Genomic DNA, 24,789 nt, shown 5'->3' with positions numbered 1-24,789 from the left:
CAATGCGACACTGCTAGCAGGGGAAGCTACTTAGTTAGGGAGCGAATAGTTTGAGGTAGTCTCTTTTAGCAGATAGCTGAATAGCACAGTGACAACAGCGCTTGGTACTGGCAATAAGGCAAAACTTTAAACGGACGGCAAACTACGCTAAACGCAACAACTCCAAAGGATGCGATTCAGGACGAAGAAAATGGGGCCACTTCGGCCCCGGTTAATTAACTGTTGGGGTTTGCCACCCCGTTGGCATCAAAAATTTCTATCCAGTAACCGTCGGGGTCTTTGATAAACGCCAGATAATTCATACTGCCATCTTCCAGGCGTTTCTGGAATTCGACGCCCAGCTCTTCAAAACGCTTACACGCACTTTGCAGATCCGGTACATGAAAACCAATATGACCAAAGCCGCGGGGATCGCTGTTACCGTTGTGATAACTCGAGGTTTCGGCGCTGTCGTCCCAATTGTGGGTAAGCTCCAGCATGGCCGGACGGCCAAAGGTTTGTGCCGTGCGCTGGCTGTCATCTTCGCTGATGTCAGAAAAATCCTCGCCAGTGGTGAGAAAATATAAACTGAACTTCATTTCCGGGAAGTCGAGCTTGCGCAGCAAGGTCATTCCCATCACACGGGTATAAAAATCCAGCGAACGCTGCGGATCGGCTATCCGTAACATGGTCTGGTTAAATACAAAGCCGTCGGTAGCCGGGTCTTTTTGTTCACACAAGCCTTCTGCTTGTTCAAAGTGGCGTGACATACGCTGCCCTCATCTAATTATGAATTGATGTATAAAACTGGGGACTAAATCCACTTTCACAATCCCACTGGCTGCGCGATTCTGACACGTCGCAGCTAGTTTGCGCGGTTAGCGGGGAAAGGTTGTAACAGAGCTTCGACCAATTCGGTTAACGCCTGTTGTACGGTAATGCTATCACTGGATTCGATCTCTGCACTGCCTGCAGCGCTGTAAATAAACTCGCCGTTTTGCACCACTTCAATTTGCAGATTCTGGTATTCGGTCACCTGCTCACCCACCGGCACACTAAAGATGCTCCCCAGTGAAATGCCGCCTGAACGGCCAAACACACCGGTGCCAAGCCCGATGCTTACCGACGAGCCCCCCTCTTCCACGCGGTTGGATGGAAAAAAGCCGACTCTTATATCAGCCGCAGCTTCGTCTGTTGCCGTCAGCCCTTTGCCTTGCAACACGGCGCTAATGGTAGACGCCATATGTTGCTCTAAGGTGGGATTAAATGAGTTGAGCGGTGGCTGAACATAAAACGTTTTCAGCGCGGCAAAGTTAGTCTCTTCACGCATTTTTATTTGTGGCTTGTTACTGGTACACCCGGCCAGCAGACCGCAAAATAGAAACACCAGCGCTACGCAGTAGCTCCAAGACGTACGAGCCTTATTGTCATTCATCATGATAACCGTCCGGTTTAGTTAGCTTGTTAACGGAGTAAACGGGGTGTTCGGATCGTTTTAGCCGGGAACTACGGCCAACCAGGAGGGCCAGCCCTCCCGATCAAAAGCCGATAAATTAACGGTTGCGGCCATACTGCTCATGCGAGGACACCCAGTCAGAACTGGAGATTGCCGAGGCCAGTGAAATTTCACCGGCCAGCGCCACCGCGCCTACAATTTCGGCAAACTTATACACTTTACCCCGGCCATAACAGCCCAGTAATTCAAGGCACTCGCGCTGGGTACCAATGCCGGTACCGCCACCATACGTAGCCACGATTAACGACGGGATGGTCAGTGAGATATATAAATCGCCTTCCTCGGTAAGTTCAGAGTACATAATACCGGCTGACGACTCCGACACATTGGCTACGTCCTGCCCGGTGGCAATAAACATGGCGGTGATACCATTGGGTGAGTGCAAACCGGTATTATTGACGCCCGATAAAAAGGAGCCGACGCCCGCTACCCGCCCATGGTAATCAATCTGTTTAGGATCCACCCGCATTACCGACAGCAGATGCTCGCGCTTGATGGTTGCCTCAGCAATCACGCGCTTCCCCCGGGTACGCATGATATTAATTTGCGACGCTTTCTTATCGGTAGCGAAGTTGGACTCCAGATAAAAGTTTTCGATGCCTTCGTAGTGATCGAGGATCCAGCCACAGGCGGCAAACGTGGCGCGCCCTACCATATTCTGCCCGGCCGCATCACCGGTCCGGTAATTAAAGCGCAAAAAGGCAAACTTGGTTGACAGGAAACTATCAACGTAAGTCAGTTTAGCAATGGATGACGTAGCTTCGGCTTCCTCACGGATTTTATCGATATTTTCGTTAACCCAGGCCACAAAGTCCCGAGCGCCGCGGGCATCTGAAAAAACGAATACCGGGGCGCGTTGCATGGCATCATCGACCACCGTGGATTTTATTCCACCGCTCATATTGAGCAACTTCATGCCGCGATTATAGGACGCCACCAGAGTACCTTCAGTGGTTGCCATAGGGATCAAAAAATCGCCTTTGGCATGCTCGCCGTCAATAGTGACCGGCCCCGCCACACCAACCGGCACCTGGGCCACACCTATAAAGTGCTCAATATTACCGCGCAGAGTGTTTGGATCGATAGAATACTGGCCAACATGATGGATATTGGCGCCGGAGAAATGCTCAAAAAATTTCTGCCGCTTTTCAATAATCCCCGGCGAGTAATCATCATGGGGATCGCGGGGAATATGCCCTTCGGCCAGATTCGGTGCCGACACGTTATCTTCCACACTGAATTTCAGTTTGCCAAAAGGTGACGCTCTGAATACCAGTTCAATAGTATGTTTTTCCGGGCTCACCGGCAGGGTTTTATTTAAGTAAACCGTAATGGCCTGCTTGAGTTCAAAGGGGACTTCGCCGCTTTCATTCAGCTCTGCCATCGACATGATTTGCTCGGGGCCAACCTGCAGCGTAACATTTTCAGGCGCGATGACTTCTCCGTTAATGGCAATACTGTCTACCTGTTTGAGCACGGCATCTTTAAGCCGGTTTTTAAGCATAAACTGCAAACCGTCTTCCGTTTGCGTCAGGCTCCCATGGGTATACAACTGGCGGAGCAAAATACTGGGTATAAACATAACTACGGCTTCCTTGGCAAAACATACATCAAGTGTAGAACTTTCTTTGTTAACCACAATATATTAACCATCCACATTAGGAAAGCCGCCGTCAGTTCTTATTTGACCTGCAACAATTGTTAGACCAGTGTTTCAATGGCTTGCACAAATGAGACATGCACTTGCATTTTGAGACACCTGCCGGCCATCGTCCCCCCAAAAAGCGCACCGGGCCTGACCTTCACCGTGAATAAGCCTACTCAGGCATAAGGTTGAATCATCAACCACAGCAGGAATGGACGCCATGCAAAGCCAAACATTATTTCGCCAACAGGCCGTCGTTTCACAGCAGCAAAAAATCGATGGAGCAATATTACTCAAGCCCAGACTGCCCACTCTTATGATTACCGTGCTGCTATGTAGCTGGTTAATTGGTGTGATGAGCTGGCTACTGGCAGGACGCTACACCTATACCCAAACTGTAACAGGCTGGCTGGAGCCCGCCCGTGGTATAACGCCGGTTTACGGGCCGGCATCCGGCGCAATTGTCAGCGAGGTACTGGTTAACGAAAACGCACAGGTGCAAAAAGGCACGCCACTTATCAGGCTGACCCGGGACGCAATTTTACATAACGGCCAGAGTATTAATGACGCTCTCATTAAGGAGCTCGACACCCAAATTGAGCGCCTGCAAAGCCAGTACAGGCTTACTCAGAAGGGCTTCACCACCCAACAGCAACGCCTGACTAAAGCGACCGAACGACTGACCGAGGACCGCTCTCGCCTCGCCGCCATGCGCCTGTTGCTGGATGACAAAATGGGTTTACTGGATAAGCAAATTCAGTCGTTCACTGAATTAACCCACCAGGGGTTTTCCAGTCGCCAGCAATTGCAAACTTTAAAGACCCAGCGAATCGACGAAACCTATCAGCGTCAGAATCTTGAACGTGAATGGATTGCTACCTTACAAGCCATTGAAGACAACCAGTTTGCCCTTCGCGAAGCGGAACATGCCCATCAGTTACAACTGCTGAATATCGAAAACCAAATCAGTGAGCTGCAAAAAAGCCTGGATCAGCAATACAGTCAGCAGGAAATCATTATTACCGCTTCAATAGATGGCAGGGTAACCAACCTCAACGCAAAGCCAGGCCAAAGCATACAAAGTAACGTGCCGCTGCTTTCTCTGATGCCATTTAACGCCGAGGTCTCCGCGCAACTGTTAATTCCGGTTGCCGCGGCAGGCCAGATATCCCCGGGACAATCCATCAGTTTACGCTACGATGCCTTTCCGCATACGCAATTTGGCACTTATACAGCCACCATTGATTCAGTATCAGCACACCTGTTGCTGCCACAGGAGGTCGCGCAAAAACCGCTGGCAATCAACACCCCGGTGTATCTGGCGAAGGCGACCCTGCAAACCACCAGTATTGAACATTTCAATCAACGTATTGCACTGCGAGCCGGCATGACCTTTGCCGCTGAAATAGCCATTCGCGAACGCAACCTGATGCAGTGGTTATTCGAACCACTATATGAACTGCGTGGAGGTGTAATATGAGCACCGCGATGCTATTCAAACTGCCATTGCAGCTAGGCTGGCGCCGCGCTACACCGCAGATATTGCAAGCCGAAAACGCCGAATGCGGTCTGGCCTGTATCGCCATGGTAGCCGGTTATCACGGGCTCAATATAGATTTAGCCCATCTCCGCAGTTTACGTGCATTCAGCCAGCAAGGTGCTAACCTCAAACAACTTATTGATTTTGCACACTCACTAAACCTTAACAGCCGGGCATTAAAGCTGGAACCAGAAGACATGGCCGACCTGCGACTGCCCTGCATTCTGCACTGGAATATGCAGCACTTTGTTGTGTTAACCCGGGTGACAGCGAAGGGCATTGAGATTCAGGACCCTGCATGTGGCAAACGCCGCCTTACCTGGCCGCAGGTCAGTGACGCGTTTACCGGTATTGCCCTGGAGCTGCAGCCAGGCAGTAACTTCAGACCACAAAACCTGCGCCAGCCATTGAAGCTCAGTCAGTTGTGGCAGCGTATCGTGGGGATTAAGCGCTCCTTGCTGGTGCTGTTTATCTTGTCATTGTTGTTGCAATGTTTTGCACTGGCATCACCTTATTACATGCAACTGGTTATCGACTCCGTTATTGTGAATAACGATGCCTCGCTACTGAATGTACTGTTTCTGGGCTTCTTCCTGCTGATTGTAGTGGAAGCGATCACCAACCTTACCCGCCAGACAGCCGGTATTTCTATGTCTGGGCACCTTGCCCAGCAACTCTCGGTAAATGTCTTTACCCACTTGATCCGGCTACCATTCAGTTATTTTTCGCAGCGTCATATCGGCGATATGGTGGCTCGCTTTGGCAGTTTGCAGGAAGTCAGACGGTTTATCAGTCAGGGCATCGTCGCGCTTATTTTAGATACCCTGATCATGCTGTGCACACTGATATTAATGGCGCTATACAGCCTCAAGCTTATGCTGGTTGTGGTCGGCATCGCGTTTTTATTCCTTGCCCTGCGACTAATTTTGCTTGGCCCTGTGCAGCGTTTACAACAAGAAAAAATCGCCTGTGCCGCAAAGGAAAACAGCCACTTCATAGAAACGCTGAGGGGCATTCAGTCAATCAGAATGCTCAGGCTAGAATCCTTCCGGTTACATGGCTGGCAACATCTACTTACCGATACCTTAAACCGCGATATTCGCTTACGCCGCTGGGACATGGGTTTTAGCATTGTCCACCTGCTCCTGTTTGGTATTGAAAACCTGCTGGTGGTTTATCTTGCTGCCACACTGGTCATGGAACAAGCTTTTACCGTTGGCATGTTGTACGCATTTACCAGTTACAAGAACCGCTTTAACTCAGCCATAAACGGTTTGCTTGAGCAATTACTCCAGTGGCGCTTATTGCGCGTGCACCTCGACAGATTGGCAGACATTGTGCAAACACCGGCGGACTTTGCCTCACTGGCCCCAACATCTTGCTGTCCGCCGAACCATTTACCTGTCGCGCACAAGCTGACGATTCAGGATTTAAGTTTTGCCTATCAGGGGCAGCCGCCGCTATTCGAGCGGTTGAATATGACAGTGTTACCAGGGCAGATGGTGGTAATCACCGGCGTAAGCGGCAGCGGCAAGTCCAGCCTGGCCAAATGCCTTACCGGCTTGCTGCCGGCCACCTCAGGCCAGATTCTGATTGACGATAAACCGCTCAACAGTCGCGATCCCGGTCAGCGGATCAGCGCCGTGATGCAGGATGATGTGTGTCTGTCCGGCACCGTTATCGACAATGTCAGTGGCTTTCAGCAACATATCGACATGCCCCGATTAATAGAATGCTGCCAACTGGCCAACCTGCATGACACCATCAGCAGGCTGCCGATGCAGTATTACACCCTGCTCCAGGAAGGGGGTACTAACTTTAGCGGCGGCCAGCGACAGCGCTTATTTCTCGCCCGGGCGTTATATCAGCGCCCGGCTCTGCTGTTACTCGATGAGGCCAGCAGCCATCTCGATGCCAACAGTGAAAAGCTTATCAATCAACAGCTTTCCCGTTTACCTATGACCCGGGTGGTTATTGCCCATCGGCGCGAAACCATTCAAATGGCCCATCAGCGGTATCACCTGGCAGGCGGCCAGCTGACGGAAGTAGCCATTAATTATACGCCTGATTTACCAACCCCCACTCAACAAGGAGATCATCATGTTTGATCAAGAGTTATTAAGCCCTGAACATTTGGAACAGTTGTCTAAACGTGAACTTCAGGTGGCGCATAAAATTATCGAAGGCTTACCAAACAAAACCATTGCTTCGCAATTGTTTATCAGTGAGCGAACGGTTAAGTTTCACTGCGCTAATATTTACCGCAAGCTGGAAATCCGTAACCGGGCAGCGTTGATGGCCCGCTATTTCAGAACGCTGTACACACAAATTCCCACAGTGTAATGGGAGTGCGGCAGGTAAAGCCTGGCCGGTACAGACGTACCGGCCGGTTTGTCTATTCGGGCTTAGAGGATAAAGCGACTTAAATCTTCGTTATCCACCAGGCTCTCAAGGTGCTGATTGACGTAATCGGCATCAATGATGTAGGTTTCGCCCTGCTTTTCTGAAGCATCATAAGAGATATCTTCCATCAAACGTTCCAGCACGGTGTGCAGACGGCGGGCACCGATGTTTTCGGTTTTCTCATTCACCTGCCAGGCCGCTTCGGCAATACGCTGAATACCGCTTTCGGCAAACTCAACGGTTACCCCTTCGGTTTTCATCAACTCTATGTACTGCTCGGTAAGCGATGCATTAGGCTCAGTTAGAATACGTTTAAAGTCTTCCACTTTCAGCGCCGAGAGTTCAACGCGAATAGGCAGACGGCCCTGTAATTCGGGGATCAGATCTGACGGCTTGCTCATCTGGAAAGCACCGGATGCCACAAACAAAATATGGTCGGTTTTGATCATGCCGTGCTTGGTAGAGACCGTGGATCCTTCTACCAGAGGCAATAAGTCACGTTGTACACCTTCGCGGGAGACATCGGCCGAGTTAGCGCCTTCACGCTTACAGATCTTATCGATTTCATCTACAAATACGATGCCGTGTTGTTCCACCGCTTCGAGGGCTTTTTCCTTAAGATCTTCTTTGTTAACCAAACGCGCGGCTTCTTCTTCAATCAGCACCTTTATGGCATCTTTAATGCGCATTTTCTTTTTCTTCTTCTGTGAACCAGAAGAAGACAGGTTCTCAAACATCCCCTGCAACTGATTGGTCATTTCTTCCATCCCCGGCGGTGCCATGATCTCTACACCTATTTGCTGCTGAGCGACGTCGATTTCGATTTCTTTATCATCCAGACTGCCTTCACGCAGCTTTTTGCGGAAAGACTGACGGGTGCCGCGATCTTCCGACCGCTCTTTTTCACCCCAGGCATTTTCCGCTGGCGGGATCAGGATATCCAGAATACGCTCTTCGGCGGCTTCTTCGGCGCGATAACGCACCTTTTCCATTTCCTGCTCTTTGGTCATTTTTACCGCAATGTCAGCCAGGTCACGAATGATGGTTTCGACTTCCTTACCCACGTACCCTACTTCGGTAAATTTTGTCGCTTCAACCTTGATAAACGGTGCATTAGCCAGCTTGGCCAAGCGGCGGGCAATTTCGGTTTTCCCCACACCCGTTGGGCCAATCATTAGAATGTTTTTCGGTGTGACTTCCTGGCGCAGCTCTGGCGTTAACTGCATTCGGCGCCAACGGTTACGCAGTGCAATGGCGACCGCGCGCTTAGCGCTTTGCTGGCCGATTATATGACGATCCAGTTCATGGACAATTTCTCTTGGTGTCATTTCAGACATAATTAACCCTTATGTAAAACTGACGGTAGTCAGTATGGCAGCCGCCCCCAGGCCACTGCCAACACAATTCATTTAGTAATCGAGTACTTCAACCGTTTGATTATGGTTGGTGAACACACAAATGTCGCCGGCAATAGATAAACTTTGGGTGGCAATTTCGTGTGCCGTTAACTGCGTGTTATTCAATAACGCCGTGGCCGCGGCCTGGGCATAGTTACCGCCCGAGCCGATAGCAATCAGATCCTGCTCTGGCTGCACCACATCGCCGTTACCGGTGATAATGAAAGAAGCCGTTTCATCGGCCACCGCCAGTAAGGCTTCCAAACGCCGTAACATGCGATCGGTACGCCAGTCTTTGGCCAGCTCAACTGCCGCTTTGGTCAGATGGCCCTGATGCAGCTCCAGTTTGGCTTCAAAGCGTTCAAATAAGGTAAACGCATCGGCGGTACCACCGGCAAAACCGGCTAATACTTTATTTTGATACAGGCGGCGTACTTTGCGGGCATTGCCTTTCATTACGGTATTGCCCAATGACACCTGGCCATCGCCGGCCATGACAACCTGATTATCTCGTCTGACTGATACTATTGTAGTCACGTTTACTCCACTGTAGTGGTTTGGCACAGCATGCCGTTTCACGGTCTGTGCGTTGACAATGAGTAGTAGGTGGGGGAGCCTGGCGATTTTTCAAGACTTATATATCCGTATCACCTCAAAAATACACGTTTCAGAGCTATCACAGCGCTTGCAATACAAGGCCTGTTGGTGAAGGAATGTCGTCTATCTTTCAAACCAGCATAACGAAGTAATAAGCGCAGTGAAGCTCCCGAAGGGCCGTGCGAAAAAAGCCGGCGGGTGCCGGCTCTAAGCATTTACAAATTCCAGAACCAAATCTGACAGGTGGTAATGTTCACTTTGCGTAGTGCATGCTTGGCACGCTCGGCGTCGCGCTTGGCGTCAAAGGGGCCAAGGATCACACGAAACCATTCGCCATTAGCGCCATCACTGTGCCGGATCTGTGCTTCGAGTCCCTGAAACGCAATTTTAGCGCGCATTTCATCGGCCTGAGCGCGGGTTCTGAACGAGGCGCACTGCATCAGGTAGCGCTTGTCGGATTTTTCCTGTTCGGCGACTTCTACTTCTACCTCGTAACCCGGCAGGGTCTTAATATATTCCCATTCTTCTTCGGGTAGTTCGGGTAACTCATCTTCGATAGGCGCGGGCTCAACTGTAAGCGGTTGCGCGGTATCCGGGTCGGCATTATCTTTAATTGACCACAGGAACCAGGCAAAGCCCAGTAACAAAGCCACGACAACGACCACTGTTACCCATGGCACGGTTACCTGAGGTTCCTGCTGATTGCGGCCTCGTTTGGCGGTCGTTTTGCTTTTTGTTTTCTTGTTATTTTTCTTTTGTGGCGCACGTCCACGAGAAACGTAATCGCGTTGAGACATAATGCTGTTTCGATTTCCCTGTGTGGATGATGATGATTATCTGCAGGCAGTGTACCTGCTCTTTGGCAAAAATGCTGCTTTAAAGTGTAGTTAACGCTGAAAGTTTACCAGTAACCACTCTTAACTCAGGTCGACCGGGTCAATATCCAGGCTCCACCGTACCTTACTTGCCAGAGGCAAAGATTCTATTTCTTTCAGATGGTGCTTTATCCAGCCATGCAGCGCGGCACGCTGCTGACTCTGTAATACCAACATGTAGCGAAAACGCCCCTGGCGTTTCTCAATCAAGCAGGGCAATGGCCCGATAAACTGCCCTTTTGCTGCGTTCACACTGGGGCGATAGCAATCGCGTATTTGCTGTAAAAGGTCAGCGGCAAGTCCGGCTTCGCGGGCTTCAGCGCGAAAAATTGCCTGACTGCTATACGGGGGTAAAGCCCCCAACTTACGCTCCTGTAATGCCTGGCGGGCAAAATGAGCAAACCCGTTATTGATGAGATCCTGCAGCAGTGGGTGGCCGGGGTTGTCGGTTTGCAGCCACATTTCGCCCGGTTTACTGGCGCGACCTGCGCGACCTGCCAGCTGCGTAATCAACTGCGCGAGCTTTTCTGCAGCCCGGAAGTCGGCCGAGAATAACGCGCCATCGCAGTCGAGCACGACCACCAGCGTAACATGAGGAAAGTGATGCCCCTTCGACAGGATCTGCGTACCCACCAGCAACTGATACTTGCGCGCATTGATTTCATCAAGACGGGTGATGAGCTTATCTTTGCCTTTCACCGCATCGCTGTCAATTCTCACTTGCTTTACATCGGGGAAAAGCTGACCAAGCCCTTGCTCCAACTGCTCGGTACCTATCCCTGAGGTTTGCAGGTCGTGACTATGGCATTCGCTGCACTGCTGCGGCATTCGCCGGCTAGCACCACAATGATGGCACTGTAACCGCCCCTGGGATTTATGATAGGTAAACGGCCGCTCGCAGCTTTTGCAATCGACCGTCTGACCACAGTGATGGCACAGCACTGCAGGTGCAAAACCGCGACGATTTAAGAACACCAATACCTGATTACCCTGCTGCAGATGGCTGCGCATAATACTGATAAGGCCCTGAGCTATGCCGGCATGCAGCGGCTGATCCCGTGAGTCGAGCACCTTTAACTGGGTGTGACTGGCACCTCCGGCCCGCTGACTCAAGGTTAAATGGGTATAGCGTCTATTCAACGCGTTATTCAGGCTCTCTAATGATGGCGTGGCACTGCCCAGAATCAATGGTACGTTTTCGGTATGGGCGCGCTTAACCGCCAGATCCCTTGCATGGTAGCGTAAGCCATCCTGTTGCTTAAAAGACTCATCATGCTCTTCATCCACAATGATCATACCTGGTCGTTTGAGCGGCGTAAAAATAGCCGAACGGGTACCAATGACGATCCCCACCTCTCCGCGCCGTGCCTGTTGCCAGACCTTCACCCGAGCCAGATCAGTCATTTGTGAGTGCAACACGCCAACAGTAATACCAAAGCGGCGTTCAAAACGTCCTACCGTTTGCGGTGTCAGGCCAATTTCAGGGACCAGAATAAGCACCTGCCTGCCTTGTTTAAGTACCGGCTCAATCACCTGCAAATACACTTCGGTTTTACCGCTACCCGTTACACCGTCCAATAAAAATGGCACAAAATGGCTGGCTTGCTGGTTGATGGCCGCAATCGCTACGCCCTGCTCGGTAGAAGCGACAGGCGGTGTTTGCTGCAGACTGAATGACGCCCAGTCCTGCTTTTCAGTCAGGCGAATGCTGGTATCAGTGGTTAACCCTTTATCTGCCAGCGCTTTTAACACCACATTAGAAAACTTGGTTTTGATTTCTTCACTTGCCAGAGGCCCTTGTGCCAGCAACGCAATGCACTCGAGCTGTTTTTTACCCCGTAAAGTAAGCGTTTGCGCTTCTGCATGTCCGGCGTCGGTTAAGGTTAACGCCGAAACGCTATCACTCAACGCCGCGCCTTTGCGCAACCGCGAGGGCATTACGGTTGCCCAGACCTCGCCAATAGGATGATGATAGTAGCTAGCAAGCCACTGGGTTAACGCCTGCAATGTGGCATCAAAAAGCGGTTGCTCATCAAGGACTTCGGTTACCGCTTTTAGTTTAATTTCCGATTCCGTCTTGTCGACCGGGTCATCGAAACTTGCCGTTACTACCCCTATTAACTGGCGGCGACCAAAGGGCACACTCACTCGCACACCCGGTTCCAGCTTTTGCTCGCAGGTATAACTAAAGGCTTGCCGAAGGGGGACCGGAACGGCTACATCAATGATTGGCATAGTGAACTTTGAACAAAAGACATTATCAGGCTGATTTTAAATAGCCGTTATCCTAACATGCGGATAGCAAAGTATTGCACGAAAATACTTGATTGATTATTCAGCATCCATTACTATGCGCCGCTCTAAAAAGCAGGCGGTATGTCGCTTGTAGTGAAAATTAGTCACGTATGGTGGCCAACTTCGGGTTGGTTAGCGATACGGCCTTATTTTGAGGTAATCCCATGAAACAAGATATCCACCCTAAATACGAAGAAATTACTGCCACCTGTTCTTGCGGTAACGAAATCAAAGTTCGTTCAACACTGGGCAAAGACATCAACCTGGACGTATGTTCAGCTTGTCACCCTTTCTACACTGGTAAGCAACGTAACGTTGACACCGGTGGTCGTGTTGACCGCTTCAAGAAGCGTTTTGGCGCACTGGGCAAAAAATAAGCCCGCTCTTGAAGAAAAAGCCTTGAAGAAAAAGCGCCCTAGAGGCGCTTTTTTCATGCCTGTTTTTTATCATTATGTTAATTGATTACAGTAATGGTAAAGCCATTTTCTATAAGTAAAACAAATTACGATTATTTCTTCGGCAACGTGGCGTTCAAAGCCTGTTCGCGTTATGTTAGATAGCATTCACAAGTTTGTAAGGTGTTATCACTTTTTTAGTTGATAGATACCATGCCATATGACATGCGCTGTGATACAGTTCGCTTATAATAACAATAACCTAGCGACTGGCTTACAAGATAAAAATTACAGGACTTACAAAAATGTCAGATTTTCGCCAACGTGCCCTCGACTACCACGCAAAACCTACGCCGGGCAAAATCCGGGTAGAACTTTCCAAACCGGCAGAAAGTGTTGATGATCTCGCCCTGGCTTACAGCCCCGGCGTAGCGGAACCCTGCCGCGAAATTGCTGAAGATCCAAACGCCGCGTACACCTATACCGGGAAAGGCAATATGGTCGCCGTTATCAGTAACGGTACCGCTATCCTCGGGCTAGGTAACCTCGGTCCACTGGCCTCAAAACCCGTTATGGAAGGTAAGGCTTTATTGTTTAAGCGCTTCGCCGGGCTTGATTCGATTGATATCGAAGTAAAACACCGTACCACCGAAGAATTTATCAATACAGTTGCCAATATTGCTGATACCTTCGGCGGTATTAATCTGGAAGATATTAAAGCGCCGGAATGCTTCGAGATTGAACAGGAACTGATCAAACGCTGCAAAATCCCGGTTTTCCATGATGACCAGCATGGTACCGCGATTGTAACAGCCGCCGGTATGCTTAATGCGCTGGAAATTCAGGGCAAAGAAATTGGCGATGCAAAAATTGTGTGCATGGGTGCCGGCGCTGCTGCCGTTGCTTGTATGGAATTATTAATAAAATGTGGTGCCCAGCGTGAGCGTATTTACATGCTGGATCGCAAAGGGGTTATTCATACCCGCCGTGACGATCTCACGCCGCACAAGATGCTGTTTGCTAACAACACCGACAAGCGCACTCTGGAAGACGTAATGGACGGCGCGGATATTTTTGTTGGCGTATCTGGCCCGGATTTACTGCCACCTGAGGCACTGGAATTAATGGCGCCTAACCCGGTAGTATTTGCCTGTTCAAACCCGGATCCGGAGATCAAACCTGAAGTGGCTCTGGCTACCCGTTCCGATCTAATTATGGCTACCGGTCGCTCTGATTACCCTAATCAGGTTAACAACGTATTGTGTTTCCCGTTTATTTTCCGTGGTGCACTGGATGTTCGGGCTTCTGCCATTAACGATGAAATGAAAGTGGCTGCGGTTGAAGCGCTGCGCGCAGTGTCTAAAGAGCCGGTGCCAGACTCGGTATTAAAAGCCAGCAATGTAGACAGTCTGACCTTCGGCAAGGATTACATTATTCCTAAACCGATGGATCCTCGCCTGTGTGCAAGGATCGCCACGGCTGTAGCTCAGGCAGCCATCGATTCGGGTGTGGCCCGCCTTGAAGAGATGCCGAAGTATTAACAAAGCAGTCAATACAATTCTCAGCAAAAGCCATCCTCAGCGATGGCTTTTTTTGATCTCAGACCTCACGTAACTGACTCGGCGTCAGTCCGGTCCAGCGTTTCACCGCACGACGGAAATTCGTAATATCCGTAAAGGCCATTTTCAACGCGCTCTGTTCGTTGTTGAGTTTCTGCACCTGCAAATAGTAGATGGCCTGCTGTCGTCGAATATCATCGTGCAACAAACTAAAGGTAGTGTCGTGCTCCGCCAGTTTACGCTTAAGTGACGCCGGGCTTAAGCCGAGTTCACCAGCAATGGCCGGTAGGGTTGCATTGGTGCTGCGGCGCAGGTGATAGCGCACGGCATCAAGCAAAGTTACGCGGTACTCGCGCTGCTCCAGAAAGCGACGCAGGGCAAACTGCTTAAACATTCGATTAGGCTGTAAACACGGCGTTGCCAGCTCTGCTCTTGCCACTTTAATGGTAAAGAAGGGTTGGTCAAAAGCCAGTCTGAATCCCAGTCCTTCCTCATATTCCTGAATCTGCCTTGGCCGCGAAAAAGGAAAAGAAAAGTGTAGCGCCAGACGTCTACCGGTGCAATGTCGGGCTAGCGCCACCAGCGCGGCACAATAAGCTTCAGCCATAAACCGGAATTGTTTACCGCTGCCCATGGCGTCCTGCAATACCAGCAGTAAAGCATCGTCTTCATCATAGCGAAAGGCTGAAATGAAAGGATACAGCCGGGTCTGAAAAGAGGGCAGCGCCCGCAAACATTCGCCAAAATCACGGGCATGAGTAAAGTAAGGCAACGCATCGTTAACAAAAGCCGACACTAAATGATGACCAAACTGAAAAGCCAGGTCGAAGCCTTTGTAATGTTGAGTAGCGTTACCGCAAAGACGTTGCAGTTGATTACAGCTTAATGGTTTTGCAGTCAGTAAGTCTTCACTAAATATTCCTGTACCTCGCAAGAGCTTTTGCTCCGGGGCGCCACGGGCCACAGCTACCTGCACCAGACTCTGGGCAAGCTGTCTGGCAGGCAGCGCTTTATCGGTACGGGTCAGCAAAGCGTTATGCGTCATCAGGCTGCCTGCCGGGACGTCTCATCTAACTGACGATTCAGGCCGGCCATCATTTCAGCCAGGGTTACCTGCTGTTGCAACTGAGCACTAACACTGCGTACTGAGTGAAAAATCGCAGTAGTCTGGCCGCCACTTCTAAATGCTACGTTGCGAATGCTGCATTCTAGCTGACGGGCAAACTCGCTGGCTTCATCGGCGGCAATTTCCGGCATCAGGATAACAAACCGGTCACCGGCATAACGGCAAGCAAGGTCAACAGCTCTGAGGTTCATCACAATTAACTGTGAAATCTCTTTTAAGAAACGATCCCCTTCGGCATGGCCGTAGCGCAGGTTGAACTGTGAGAAATCGTTAATATCCAGTACCACTACGGCGGCTTTAACGCCTTGTTCCTGCAACTCCATGGCTCGTGCTCGCCAGTAGTCGGCCCGGTAAAGCTGCGTGATCACATCAATTTGATCGTGAGCGCGATACCACATTTCGCGGCGTTGCAGCTGTTTGTTGAGCGCCAACTGCTCCTGATGCCACCAGTACAACGCAACGCTCATCACAATCATTCCCATCGCAGCCGGAATAGACTCCACAACACTGAGCCAATGAGCAGCATCGCTGTAAAACGTAAATTCATCGAACACGTCAAGCATGGCGGAAAAGTTAAAAAAGGACAGGCCCGCCACCAGCAACGCCGTGACCTTGCCCGGCGGGCGGCTGATCATCACCGCGGTTATCCAGCACAAAGTGAGCAGACAAATGCTGCCTTCGCCCACGACATCCAACCACTCGACCTCTGCGATATCTTTCAACTGGCCATTTGTAACGCATAATGTCACTGCCAGTCCCAACACCAGCAGCACAAATACCAGTAAGCCCCGGTGACGTGTTAATAAACTAAAATCCATCATGATTTCCGCATGCAAAACAATTTTACCTGCGCCTATTGTTAATTGAGACGCCAATAATCTTAGGGGTCATTCTGGCTCAGGAATATGACACTGGTGTGATGTTTTTACCCTTCCCGCCTTTTTATTTTCATTTTTTCAATGAGAAACAACGGGTTGAACAGGGGTCATTTCAGCTCACTGGATTTGAAAAAAGCGCATCAATGGGTATTTGCGGTCATTTTTCAGGCAATGGCACCATTCGCCGTCATCGATTTGTCATTTTTGCTTTCTACCGTGGCCGCCAACACATACACACAACTTAAGAGAACACTCATGAAAAATCGTCTATCCAGCCTGGCGTTGGCTGTCAGTACCGTTTGTTGCTCATTTGTTTCGGTGGCAGCGGATAATGCCGGCTTAATTGGCCAGCTGACCAACAGTAGCCAGGACCGCGTTTTTGCCGGGGCAAAAATTGAAATTACCGAATTAGGCAAAGAAACCCAATCTCGCCGTGATGGCACTTTTCGTTTCAATAACCTGCCTGCCGGTAACTACACCCTGGTGGTGACTTACCTTGGTGCAGAGCCAGTCACGCGCAACATAACCCTGACCGAAGGAGAAAACATTACGCCGGTAATCACCCTGGAAGGCGCCAATGAATCACTGGAAGAAGTCATGGTTCGCGGTCAGCGCGGCGGCCAGGCCAGCGCCATCAATCAGCAACGCATGGCAGACAATATCAAATCCATTGTTTCTGCCGATGCCATTGGTCAGTTCCCAGACCAAAACGCTGCCGAGTCACTGCAACGTTTGCCGGGCCTGTCTATCGAACGCGACCAGGGTGAGGGCCGCTTTGTCGGGATCCGCGGTATCGACCCAAACCTCAATAACGTGATCATCAACGGCCTCAACGTGCCCTCTCCAGAGGGCGGTGTTCGCTCCGTTGCTCTGGATGTAATCCCATCTGAGTTAATTCAGACCCTGGAAGTCTCTAAGTCTGTCACGTCAGATATGGACGGCGACGCTATCGGTGGTTCGGTAGAAGTTAAATCGGTAAGCGCTTTCGACCGTAAAGGTCAGACCGCCAGTTTATCGGGCCAACTAAGCCAGAACGAATTGCGCGATGAAATGAGCCCTAAGCTTTCCGGTACTTACACCAATTTGTGGAACGATACTTTTGGTGTGGCGGCAGCCTTGTCTTACTTAAAACGTGATTTTGGTTCAGACAATATCGAATCCAACGCCGATGACGAAATTGAACAACGTCATTACTCCATTACCCGTGAGCGTTTGGGCGCGGCGGTTAACCTCGACTATCGCCCGGATTTCAATAACTCATATTTCCTGCGCACCCTGTACAGCGAATTCTCCGACGAAGAATACCGTCAGCGCAATACTTTTGTGTTTGACGGTGAAGACTCTGAAGTAGAACGTGAGTCTAAAGACCGTTATGAAGAACAGTCTATCCTGACCATCGCCGCCGGTGGTGAGCATGTGCGTGGCGAGTGGACTTTCGACTATCAGCTTGGTTACGCCAGGTCTGACGAAGATGAGCCGGATGCACTTTACTATACCTTTGTCACTGAAGATGACAGCATTGATGGTGATATGCAGCGCGTTATCCCAACTATTACTTACGCCGAGTCAGTGAATGACTTCAGCAACTACGAAGTCGACGAAATCAGCTTTGAAGATAACTACGCGAAGGATACTGAAAACAGTATTAAAGCCAACCTGAGCAAAACCTTTGCTGAAGACCCTTATCTCAGCGAAATCAAAGCCGGTGTTAAATACCGTACGCGCACTAAAACCGTCGACAGTAACATCTACATTTACGACGGTGACTTCGATGCTATGGATCCCACACAGTTTGCTGCCGGTGACGTAGACTGGGGATTGGGTGACTTTGGCCCTGGTCTGAACCGCGGTGAGATGCGCAGTTACTTCAACCAGAACCGTGGTTCGCTGGAGCTGGCCGATCTGGACTCTGAACTGGAGTCGAACGGTGCATCTTACGAAACCAACGAAGATATCTTCGCCGCCTACTTTATGGGTACCTTTGATATTAACGATGTGCATATTGTAGCCGGTGTTCGTTATGAGAAAACCGACTTTGATACCGCCGGTATGCGTGTTGAGCTGATTGAAGATGAACAGCTTGACGTGGAAGAAGTGGTTAACACGCCATGGCAGTCAGAGCGTAACTACGATCACTTCCTGCCCAGCATTAACGTTAAATACAACATCTCCGAACAGCTGATTGTGCGTGGCGCTTACACCCAAACTATTTCCCGTCCTGGGTTTGAAGAGTCGGCCGCTTTCCAGATTATTGAAAGCAAAACCGAAGAAGACGATGGTGTGTTTGTCACTGAACGTGAAGCCGAAGTGGGTAACCCACAATTGCTGCCGTACGAGTCAGACAACTTTGACCTGTCGATTGAATATTACCCAGGCCAGATAGGCGTGCTGTCTGCCGGTTTATTCTATAAGCAAATCGACAACTTCGTGATCTACACCGATGTAGCAGGTATGGAAGGCTGGGAAGGTTACGACGAAGTCATTCAGCCGCGTAATGGCGAAACTGCCGACCTGACCGGTTTAGAGCTTTCCTGGGTAAAAGCCTTTGATAACGGCTTACTGCTTTCTGCTAACGGTACCTTCTCGTCATCTGATGCCACTACCCTGCTAGACGGCGAAGCATACAAAACCAGCCTGCCTAACCAGTCTGATACCGTTGGTAACCTTACTGTAGGATACGAAGACAACGACTGGAGTCTGCGTCTGGCCATGACTTACAAGAGCAAAAACCTGGAAGAAATCGACGGTGACATGTTGCGTATGGAAGATGCCCACCAGCAGTTCGACTTTATGGGTAAATACTATATTAACCAGGATCTGACGGTTTACTTCAACGCCATCAATATCAATGACGAGCCCTACTATCACTACTTCGACCGTCGCAGTCAAAATGCCCAATACGAAGAGTACGGCCGCACCTTTGAAATTGGTTTTAACTGGCAGCTATAAGCTCAATCGGTAAACAAGGCGGGCCCGAGCCCGCCTACATCTTAAGGTTTTCAATGAAACTTATACAACTACTCACGCTCACCACATTGCTATGCGCGCCACTGACCCAGGTTCAGTCTGCACAACAGGATGTCTATGGTGAGGACTATTATCAGACCAATCAGATCCCGTCTTCATTAACCAAGACCGATAATGATTACACCTTTCTGGTGGTTGGCGACTGGGGCCGCAATGGTCACTTTGCTCAGCGCAGCGTGGCCAAATGGATGGATATTGCGTCTTATCAGTTTGATGCCGATATGATCATTTCCACCGGCGACAATTTTTATGATAACGGCATTGCCTCGGTGAATGACCCTTACTGGCAAACCTCCTATGAGAATATTTATCATGGCCCGCACCTGTTCATCGACTGGTATGTGGTGTTAGGCAATCATGATTACCGGGGTAACTGGCAGGCTCAAATCGACTACTCAAATATCAGCCGCCGCTGGAATATGCCCGCTCAGTATTTTGACAAACTGATCACCCTAGAGGAAGGCGGTACAGTGCACCTCGTTTTTCTGGATACCAGCCCGCTGAATCCGGATTATCAGCACGAGGCCAAATATCAGGAAACCCAGCGTCAGGACAGTCAGGCCCAGTTGGCCTGGTTTGAGCAGACCCTGAAGCGTAATAAAGCGGCCGACTGGACCATTGTGATTGGCCATCACCCTCTTTATTCCAGCGGCAAACGTTACGGGAAAACCAGTGCAGTGCGCGGCGTAATAGAACCGTTGCTGGAACAATATCAGGTAGATGCCTATATCGCCGGTCACGAACACGATCTGCAACACAATCAACCCGCCGGCAGCCAGGTAGAGCACTTTGTGTCGGGTGGCGGTTCTGAGATCCGTCCGGTGGCGCAGCGCGAATTTACCACTTTTGCCGAATCCTCCGCCGGCTTTGCCGTTGTACGGGTTAATCAACAACAATTCGCTCTTGAATTCATTGATGATAAAGGCGAAGTCATCTATCAGTATGCACTGGATAAAAGCCGGGAGTCAGCCCAATGAAAACCCTTAAATTTACCCTGGGGCTGATTGCAAGCCTCACGCTGGGCGCCTGTACGGCCAGCGACCCAACCGGTGCTCAGCCTACTGAACCCGCCTCAACACTCACACTGCGTGCACTCCCTGTGGCGGGTGAAAGCCTCAAACCTGTGGTCATCAACACACTCGAAGGCTACCTGGTCACCAGTGAAGCAGAGGGACTTCTCTGGCTCTCGCCTGAAGGTCAGCAGCTCAGTCAGTTTACTGGCCATATTGCGCAGGCAGACTGGCGTCTGCTACCCGGTTCTGACAACGTGATTGCCATTGCCGCCATTGATCAAAATACTTCTGCCCTGCACCTGGTCACGCTCAATACGGCAAACGGAGAATTTCACTTACGGGCATCGGTGCCCTCTGACATTGCCGACCGGGAAACGATTTGTCTGAGCCGTCAGGACGATACGCTATACCTGTTCAGCTCCGATGCCCGGGGATTAATGTCTCATTACCTGCTGAATACCGGGCAGGACTGGCAAATCACACCTGTCCGACAGATGATGGTGGGGCCCGATCTGTCGTCTTGTGCAGTGATCGATGAGAGCAACACGTTATTAATTGCTGAAGAAGGCACTGGCATCTGGCACTACAGTGCCAATGCAGAAGGCGAAAATACCCGTAGTCTGGATTACTTCTCCACCGGCCCGGAACTAGAGTCGGTTGCAGCCTTAGACGATGGCCGCTATTTTGTTGTAGCGACCGACGAACCGCTCATTTATGAGCGCGGTCAGCGTAACCGCCAATGGCCCTTGGCCGCAGAACGTGAGCTTAAGTCAGTCAGTGCCGCCGTAGCCGGCGACACCCTTTACCTTGGCGCTTTTGATGAAGCCAGCGGCAAATTATTCACCGGTTCGCTTAACAACACCGCGCCCGCCCCCAGCGCTCCCGAACCGGTATATACCCTGAGCGCTGACGTGCAAACCGAGCCGGTCAACCGCTATGGCGATGCCGCGGATGATCCGGCTATCTGGGTTAACAGTCTCAACCCGGCCGCCAGCCTTGTTTTAGGCACCGATAAAAAATACGGACTCAATGTGTATTCGCTAAGTGGTGAGCAGTTGCAATCATTGCCTACCGGCCGGGTCAATAATGTGGACGTGCGTTATCAGATTGATACGCCAACCGGTAAGCAGGATATTGCCGTAGCCAGTAACCGTTCATCACAAACGCTATCGGTGTATTACATTTCCGCCACGGGTAAGGTGACCCACGCGGGCGAACTCCCCACCACCTTATCGGATGTTTACGGTTTATGTAATGGGGTTATCGATGGCCAGCTGCATACGTTTATTAATGATACCGACGGTCGCTATCAGCAATATGCCTTTACCTTTACCGAGGATGGCCCCTTGGCACAACTCGTCAGTGAGTTTAACCTGCCCAGTCAACCCGAAGGATGTGTGGTCGATGATGCTAATCAAATGCTCTATATGGGGGAAGAAGCTGCCGGCATCTGGCAGAAATCACTCTCTCAAGCGTTCAGCTCACCGCGCCTCATCGCCTCTGTGGGGCAAGAGGTGGAGGCCGATATTGAAGGCATGGGTATTTACCGCCTCGACGGTGAACGCTTCCTGGTCGCCTCCAGTCAGGGCAACAGCCGGTTTGCGGTGTATGCTCTTGGTGATGGTAACCGCATACTGGGAACGTTCCGGGTAGGCATCAACGGCACCAGACGGATTGATGGCGTATCGGAAACCGACGGTCTTGAAGTCACCTCAATGGCACTTGGGCCGCAGTTCCCTGACGGACTCATGGTGGTTCAGGATGGCCGTAACGTTATGCCAACCGCCCCACAAAACTTTAAACTGATTAGCGGCAGTAAACTGGCTGAGTTTATTCGCAAGAAACGCTAATCTCCCCGGGCCGGCCTCCTATGGTGGGCCGGTTCGCACGCTTACAGTACCTTTCAGTACACCCGGCCGTTACTTATCATCCTGAATACTCAGGTATAAGATTAAATAAACCTAACACCAATCCGCCCCATAAAATAACCAACAGTCACATTTGTCACTATTTTCATTCTTATAAGCGGTGATTCGCTTTTCAGATAAATGACCGCATCTAACTTGCAGGATTGTAAAAATGGCAAATACTTATATGAAATCGGAAGTCGGAGTCCTTTATGAGTTTAACAGTGTTGGTGGCAGATGATTCAAAGCTATCCAGGCGCAGCGTTATCAGAGCGTTGCCACCGGAGCTTGATACCACAGTCATAGAAGCCACCAATGGAAAAGAGGCCATCGAAACCTTGTCCGATACCACCGTGCAACTGGTTTTGCTTGACTTAACCATGCCTGAAATTGATGGTGTGGGCGTGCTTGAATACCTTTCTAAGCAGCCTTCATCTCCAGATGTAATTGTTATCAGTGCTGATTTCCAACCGGAGAAACAGCGAATAGTCATGTCGCTGGGTGCCAAACGGTTTTTACGTAAACCCCTAAATAATGAAGAGCTGGCAATGACCTTATTTGAGTTGGGTTATCTATGAACGATTCAATTGCCCTGTCTGAAGACCAACGGGATGCCTTACAGGAACTAATGAACATTTCCATGGGTCAGGCGGCCAACAGCCTGGCCCATTTAATCGAAACCAAAATCGGCATCTCGATCCCTAAAATCACCGCTGTTACCCCGGACGGACTTTATGAGTTAGTCAGTCATAATCAACAGGCCTATTACACCCGCCAGTCTTTTATGGGCGACGTTCATGGCGAGGTCATGTCGATTCTCACCCAGCATGGGCTAACGGAAGTAGCGGAACTACTCGAATATGAGCAGCCGCTGTCAGAAAACGACATCAACGAAACGATTCTGGAGCTGTCCAACATTCTTGCCGGCGCGTGTCTGGCCGGATTGTCTGAACAGCTCGAGCTGGCCACCAATCTGCAGATGCCAACGTTATTCGCGCCACAGAAAAGTGACTTTTCACAATATGACTGGCAACACAGCCTGGTGATGGAAGTAAAGTTCGACATCCAGATTTCATCGTTCACCATGCGCGTGGTGTTCTGTCTGGACGATGCATCGCTAACCCGGCTCAAATTAACCATAGACGAACTGTTGAGTTAGTGTTTCATGAGCAATCCGTTACTGGATAAACTACCAGTTGGAATTTGTCTGGTTAATGAGTCCTATGAAATCATTTACCTGAATGCCTTTTTTCTGGACCGCATGGCAGGGGAACTGCGCGATGATGCATTGGGTAAACCGTTAGGTGATATTTTCCCTGAGCAAATCAAGTTTCTTAAGCGACGCATTAAATCGGTTTTTGTCCTTAAACATCCCAGTTTCAGTTACTGGGAACAACGCCCGCATATCTTTCCTTTCAAAAGCAGCCGACCAATCACCGGCGAAGAAACTCAGATGGTACAAAATATGGAGATTGTACCCCATAAGGACACCGAAACCGGCGAACAGTACGCTTGCATTCTGATCCAGGATGTCACCGCTCAGGCCAGTTATTTTAAAGCCCAGGCTCAGCTCGCCGAGGCATTAAAAACAGAACACGAAGCCCAGCGCAAACTCATCCGCAAACTCGACAGAGCCCAGTCACAGCTTATTCAGGCAGAAAAAATGGCCTCTACAGGTCAGCTGGCCGCAGGCATTGCGCACGAGATCAATAACCCCATGGGCTTCGTTACGGCCAATTTAAATACGCTGGAACAATACGCACAAAATTTACTGGAAACCTGTCAGGCCACTAAAAAGCTGGTTGCCAGTCATGCACCTGAGCATATTGAGGCACTGGAGGATTTATTTGATGCCACCCATATAGAGCTTATCGAAGAGGACATAAGCCCGCTGATTCAGGAGTCTAAGGATGGCCTCAAGCGGGTCAGCGACATTGTCTCTACATTGCGCTCCTTTGCCGAAGAGCCGCAGCATACCTGGGGTTACCTGAACTTGCACGACACGGCCAATCAACTGGTCCAACTCATCAGCACGCAGTTTAAACGTCCGAGGTTCAAGGTAACCTGTGAGCCTGCCCAGTTAAAATGGTATTGTGAGTCCGCCAGCCTTAAACAGGCCCTGACTAATCTGATGATGAACGCAGCGCAGTCGATTGACGAAAACGGCCTGGTGATGCTCGATATCAAACAATCCAGCAGCGGCGGTGTCGCCATAAAAATCGTCGATACCGGCTGCGGGATCAGTGAAGCCAATCTGAAGCGCGTTTTCGAACCGTTTTTTACGACCCGCCCGGAAGGCAAAGGTCAGGGGCTCGGCCTTTCAGTTGCCTATTCCGTCATCGAGAAACACAAAGGGAAACTGGCGATTAACAGCCGCGAAGGCAAAGGCACCGTGATAGAGCTGCGCTTACCCCTGTTAAAAGAGAAAGAAGAGAACAAACCTGCATCCAAACCCAGCACTGAATCGTTATAAGCCTAACAGGCCCTTCAAAAATTGAGGAAACAACCGAACAGAAAACCTTATTACCTTTGTTGTGTGGCATAACGCCGGCAGCTAACGAATCCCCTCATAAATTAAAGCAGATTCAATAATATAGACACGCATGGCGCGATTTGATCTAATTCATTTCGCCAAAA

Annotated in this window: 20 protein-coding genes; 11 read left to right on the top strand and 9 right to left on the bottom strand. The window is 50.2% G+C overall.

The annotated features are described in order from the left end of the window. Nucleotides 1-215: 215 nt before the first annotated feature. The 3 genes from gloA to AC2T0J_RS11825 form a co-directional block, all read right to left on the bottom strand. The gene (gene gloA, locus AC2T0J_RS11835) at nucleotides 216-749 is read right to left on the bottom strand and encodes a lactoylglutathione lyase (protein ID WP_489806028.1); all 534 of its coding nucleotides are present in this window, start codon (nucleotides 747-749) and stop codon (nucleotides 216-218) included. 95 nt (nucleotides 750-844) lie between these two features. Continuing rightward, complete coding sequence (locus AC2T0J_RS11830; RefSeq protein WP_489806027.1) at nucleotides 845-1,417, bottom strand: DUF4136 domain-containing protein; 573 nt, start codon at nucleotides 1,415-1,417, stop codon at nucleotides 845-847. A 115-nt stretch (nucleotides 1,418-1,532) separates the two neighbouring features. Continuing rightward, nucleotides 1,533-3,077 (bottom strand): hydroxymethylglutaryl-CoA reductase, encoded by a 1,545-nt coding sequence (locus AC2T0J_RS11825; RefSeq protein WP_489806026.1) that lies wholly within the window; start codon nucleotides 3,075-3,077, stop codon nucleotides 1,533-1,535. A gap of 283 nt (nucleotides 3,078-3,360) precedes the next feature. Between AC2T0J_RS11825 and AC2T0J_RS11820 the strand changes: the two genes are divergently transcribed. The 3 genes from AC2T0J_RS11820 to AC2T0J_RS11810 are packed head-to-tail and all read left to right on the top strand — an operon-like array spanning nucleotide 3,361 to nucleotide 7,023. Further along, a complete protein-coding gene (locus tag AC2T0J_RS11820) occupies nucleotides 3,361-4,620 on the top strand; it encodes an HlyD family secretion protein (protein ID WP_489806025.1) in 1,260 nt (419 codons plus the stop codon). Further along, a complete protein-coding gene (locus AC2T0J_RS11815; RefSeq protein ID WP_489806024.1) occupies nucleotides 4,617-6,788 on the top strand; it encodes a peptidase domain-containing ABC transporter in 2,172 nt (723 codons plus the stop codon). Before AC2T0J_RS11820 ends, AC2T0J_RS11815 begins: the two co-directional genes overlap by 4 nt. Beyond that, nucleotides 6,781-7,023 carry a helix-turn-helix domain-containing protein gene (locus AC2T0J_RS11810; RefSeq protein WP_123323764.1) on the top strand — a complete coding sequence of 81 codons (243 nt, stop codon included), beginning with the start codon at nucleotides 6,781-6,783 and terminating at the stop codon, nucleotides 7,021-7,023. Before AC2T0J_RS11815 ends, AC2T0J_RS11810 begins: the two co-directional genes overlap by 8 nt. 62 nt (nucleotides 7,024-7,085) lie before the next feature. Here the strand turns inward: AC2T0J_RS11810 and hslU are convergent, their stop codons facing one another. The 4 genes from hslU to priA all read right to left on the bottom strand — a co-directional run bounded on the left by hslU (nucleotide 7,086) and on the right by priA (nucleotide 12,187). Further along, nucleotides 7,086-8,420 carry an ATP-dependent protease ATPase subunit HslU gene (gene hslU, locus AC2T0J_RS11805; protein WP_489806023.1) on the bottom strand — a complete coding sequence of 445 codons (1,335 nt, stop codon included), beginning with the start codon at nucleotides 8,418-8,420 and terminating at the stop codon, nucleotides 7,086-7,088. A 72-nt stretch (nucleotides 8,421-8,492) separates the two neighbouring features. Beyond that, nucleotides 8,493-9,017, bottom strand: coding sequence for an ATP-dependent protease subunit HslV (gene hslV / locus AC2T0J_RS11800; protein ID WP_123323762.1), 525 nt, complete (start codon nucleotides 9,015-9,017; stop codon nucleotides 8,493-8,495). Nucleotides 9,018-9,292: 275 nt separating this feature from the next. Continuing rightward, nucleotides 9,293-9,874, bottom strand: a complete 582-nt coding sequence (locus AC2T0J_RS11795) for an SPOR domain-containing protein (protein WP_489806022.1) — start codon at nucleotides 9,872-9,874, stop codon at nucleotides 9,293-9,295. Nucleotides 9,875-9,994: 120 nt separating this feature from the next. Further along, a complete protein-coding gene (gene priA / locus AC2T0J_RS11790) occupies nucleotides 9,995-12,187 on the bottom strand; it encodes a primosomal protein N' (protein WP_489806021.1) in 2,193 nt (730 codons plus the stop codon). Nucleotides 12,188-12,411: 224 nt separating this feature from the next. Between priA and rpmE the strand changes: the two genes are divergently transcribed. Both rpmE and AC2T0J_RS11780 read left to right on the top strand, forming a co-directional pair. Then, the gene (gene rpmE, locus AC2T0J_RS11785) at nucleotides 12,412-12,624 is read left to right on the top strand and encodes a 50S ribosomal protein L31 (protein WP_489806020.1); all 213 of its coding nucleotides are present in this window, start codon (nucleotides 12,412-12,414) and stop codon (nucleotides 12,622-12,624) included. A 323-nt stretch (nucleotides 12,625-12,947) separates the two neighbouring features. Next, a complete protein-coding gene (locus tag AC2T0J_RS11780; protein WP_489806019.1) occupies nucleotides 12,948-14,183 on the top strand; it encodes a malic enzyme-like NAD(P)-binding protein in 1,236 nt (411 codons plus the stop codon). A 58-nt stretch (nucleotides 14,184-14,241) separates the two neighbouring features. Here AC2T0J_RS11780 and AC2T0J_RS11775 read toward each other — a convergent pair whose 3' ends face one another. Together AC2T0J_RS11775 and AC2T0J_RS11770 are read right to left on the bottom strand one after the other, a co-directional pair. Beyond that, complete coding sequence (locus AC2T0J_RS11775; protein WP_489806018.1) at nucleotides 14,242-15,246, bottom strand: helix-turn-helix domain-containing protein; 1,005 nt, start codon at nucleotides 15,244-15,246, stop codon at nucleotides 14,242-14,244. Continuing rightward, entirely contained in the window at nucleotides 15,246-16,148 is a 903-nt protein-coding gene (locus tag AC2T0J_RS11770) for a GGDEF domain-containing protein (RefSeq protein ID WP_489806017.1), read from the bottom strand. Before AC2T0J_RS11770 ends, AC2T0J_RS11775 begins: the two co-directional genes overlap by 1 nt. Nucleotides 16,149-16,460: 312 nt before the next feature. Between AC2T0J_RS11770 and AC2T0J_RS11765 the strand changes: the two genes are divergently transcribed. The 6 genes from AC2T0J_RS11765 (at nucleotide 16,461) to AC2T0J_RS11740 (ending at nucleotide 24,625) form a co-directional block, all read left to right on the top strand. Then, on the top strand, nucleotides 16,461-19,154 hold the full coding sequence (locus tag AC2T0J_RS11765; RefSeq protein WP_489810295.1) for a TonB-dependent receptor: 2,694 nt from the start codon (nucleotides 16,461-16,463) through the stop codon (nucleotides 19,152-19,154). A gap of 53 nt (nucleotides 19,155-19,207) precedes the next feature. Beyond that, on the top strand, nucleotides 19,208-20,209 hold the full coding sequence (locus AC2T0J_RS11760; protein ID WP_489810294.1) for a purple acid phosphatase family protein: 1,002 nt from the start codon (nucleotides 19,208-19,210) through the stop codon (nucleotides 20,207-20,209). Continuing rightward, nucleotides 20,206-22,095, top strand: a complete 1,890-nt coding sequence (locus AC2T0J_RS11755) for a phytase (protein WP_489810293.1) — start codon at nucleotides 20,206-20,208, stop codon at nucleotides 22,093-22,095. The genes AC2T0J_RS11760 and AC2T0J_RS11755 overlap by 4 nt, the downstream gene beginning before the upstream one ends. Nucleotides 22,096-22,364: 269 nt before the next feature. Further along, on the top strand, nucleotides 22,365-22,730 hold the full coding sequence (locus AC2T0J_RS11750) for a response regulator (RefSeq protein WP_489810292.1): 366 nt from the start codon (nucleotides 22,365-22,367) through the stop codon (nucleotides 22,728-22,730). Continuing rightward, on the top strand, nucleotides 22,727-23,311 hold the full coding sequence (locus AC2T0J_RS11745) for a chemotaxis protein CheC (RefSeq protein ID WP_489810291.1): 585 nt from the start codon (nucleotides 22,727-22,729) through the stop codon (nucleotides 23,309-23,311). Before AC2T0J_RS11750 ends, AC2T0J_RS11745 begins: the two co-directional genes overlap by 4 nt. A 6-nt stretch (nucleotides 23,312-23,317) precedes the next feature. Continuing rightward, the gene (locus AC2T0J_RS11740; RefSeq protein ID WP_489810290.1) at nucleotides 23,318-24,625 is read left to right on the top strand and encodes a PAS domain-containing sensor histidine kinase; all 1,308 of its coding nucleotides are present in this window, start codon (nucleotides 23,318-23,320) and stop codon (nucleotides 24,623-24,625) included. The last annotated feature ends 164 nt before the right edge of the window (nucleotides 24,626-24,789 follow it).

The sequence above is a fragment of the Alteromonas sp. ISO5 genome (assembly GCF_058105165.1).
This window is presented reverse-complemented; position numbering and strand designations above follow the sequence as displayed.

Bases quoted from the DNA above. Each gene is read 5' to 3' on its own strand.
- AC2T0J_RS11795 (WP_489806022.1), bottom strand. From the start codon at position 9,874: ATGTCTCAACGCGATTACGTTTCTCGTGGACGTGCGCCACAAAAGAAA.
- priA (WP_489806021.1), bottom strand. From the start codon at position 12,187: ATGCCAATCATTGATGTAGCCGTTCCGGTCCCCCTTCGGCAAGCCTTT.
- gloA (WP_489806028.1), bottom strand. From the start codon at position 749: ATGTCACGCCACTTTGAACAAGCAGAAGGCTTGTGTGAACAAAAAGAC.
- AC2T0J_RS11750 (WP_489810292.1), top strand. From the start codon at position 22,365: ATGAGTTTAACAGTGTTGGTGGCAGATGATTCAAAGCTATCCAGGCGC.
- rpmE (WP_489806020.1), top strand. From the start codon at position 12,412: ATGAAACAAGATATCCACCCTAAATACGAAGAAATTACTGCCACCTGT.
- hslU (WP_489806023.1), bottom strand. From the start codon at position 8,420: ATGTCTGAAATGACACCAAGAGAAATTGTCCATGAACTGGATCGTCAT.
- AC2T0J_RS11830 (WP_489806027.1), bottom strand. From the start codon at position 1,417: ATGATGAATGACAATAAGGCTCGTACGTCTTGGAGCTACTGCGTAGCG.
- AC2T0J_RS11760 (WP_489810294.1), top strand. From the start codon at position 19,208: ATGAAACTTATACAACTACTCACGCTCACCACATTGCTATGCGCGCCA.
- AC2T0J_RS11745 (WP_489810291.1), top strand. From the start codon at position 22,727: ATGAACGATTCAATTGCCCTGTCTGAAGACCAACGGGATGCCTTACAG.
- AC2T0J_RS11775 (WP_489806018.1), bottom strand. From the start codon at position 15,246: ATGACGCATAACGCTTTGCTGACCCGTACCGATAAAGCGCTGCCTGCC.
- AC2T0J_RS11755 (WP_489810293.1), top strand. From the start codon at position 20,206: ATGAAAACCCTTAAATTTACCCTGGGGCTGATTGCAAGCCTCACGCTG.
- AC2T0J_RS11740 (WP_489810290.1), top strand. From the start codon at position 23,318: ATGAGCAATCCGTTACTGGATAAACTACCAGTTGGAATTTGTCTGGTT.
- AC2T0J_RS11770 (WP_489806017.1), bottom strand. From the start codon at position 16,148: ATGATGGATTTTAGTTTATTAACACGTCACCGGGGCTTACTGGTATTT.
- AC2T0J_RS11825 (WP_489806026.1), bottom strand. From the start codon at position 3,077: ATGTTTATACCCAGTATTTTGCTCCGCCAGTTGTATACCCATGGGAGC.
- AC2T0J_RS11815 (WP_489806024.1), top strand. From the start codon at position 4,617: ATGAGCACCGCGATGCTATTCAAACTGCCATTGCAGCTAGGCTGGCGC.
- AC2T0J_RS11780 (WP_489806019.1), top strand. From the start codon at position 12,948: ATGTCAGATTTTCGCCAACGTGCCCTCGACTACCACGCAAAACCTACG.
- AC2T0J_RS11810 (WP_123323764.1), top strand. From the start codon at position 6,781: ATGTTTGATCAAGAGTTATTAAGCCCTGAACATTTGGAACAGTTGTCT.
- AC2T0J_RS11820 (WP_489806025.1), top strand. From the start codon at position 3,361: ATGCAAAGCCAAACATTATTTCGCCAACAGGCCGTCGTTTCACAGCAG.
- AC2T0J_RS11765 (WP_489810295.1), top strand. From the start codon at position 16,461: ATGAAAAATCGTCTATCCAGCCTGGCGTTGGCTGTCAGTACCGTTTGT.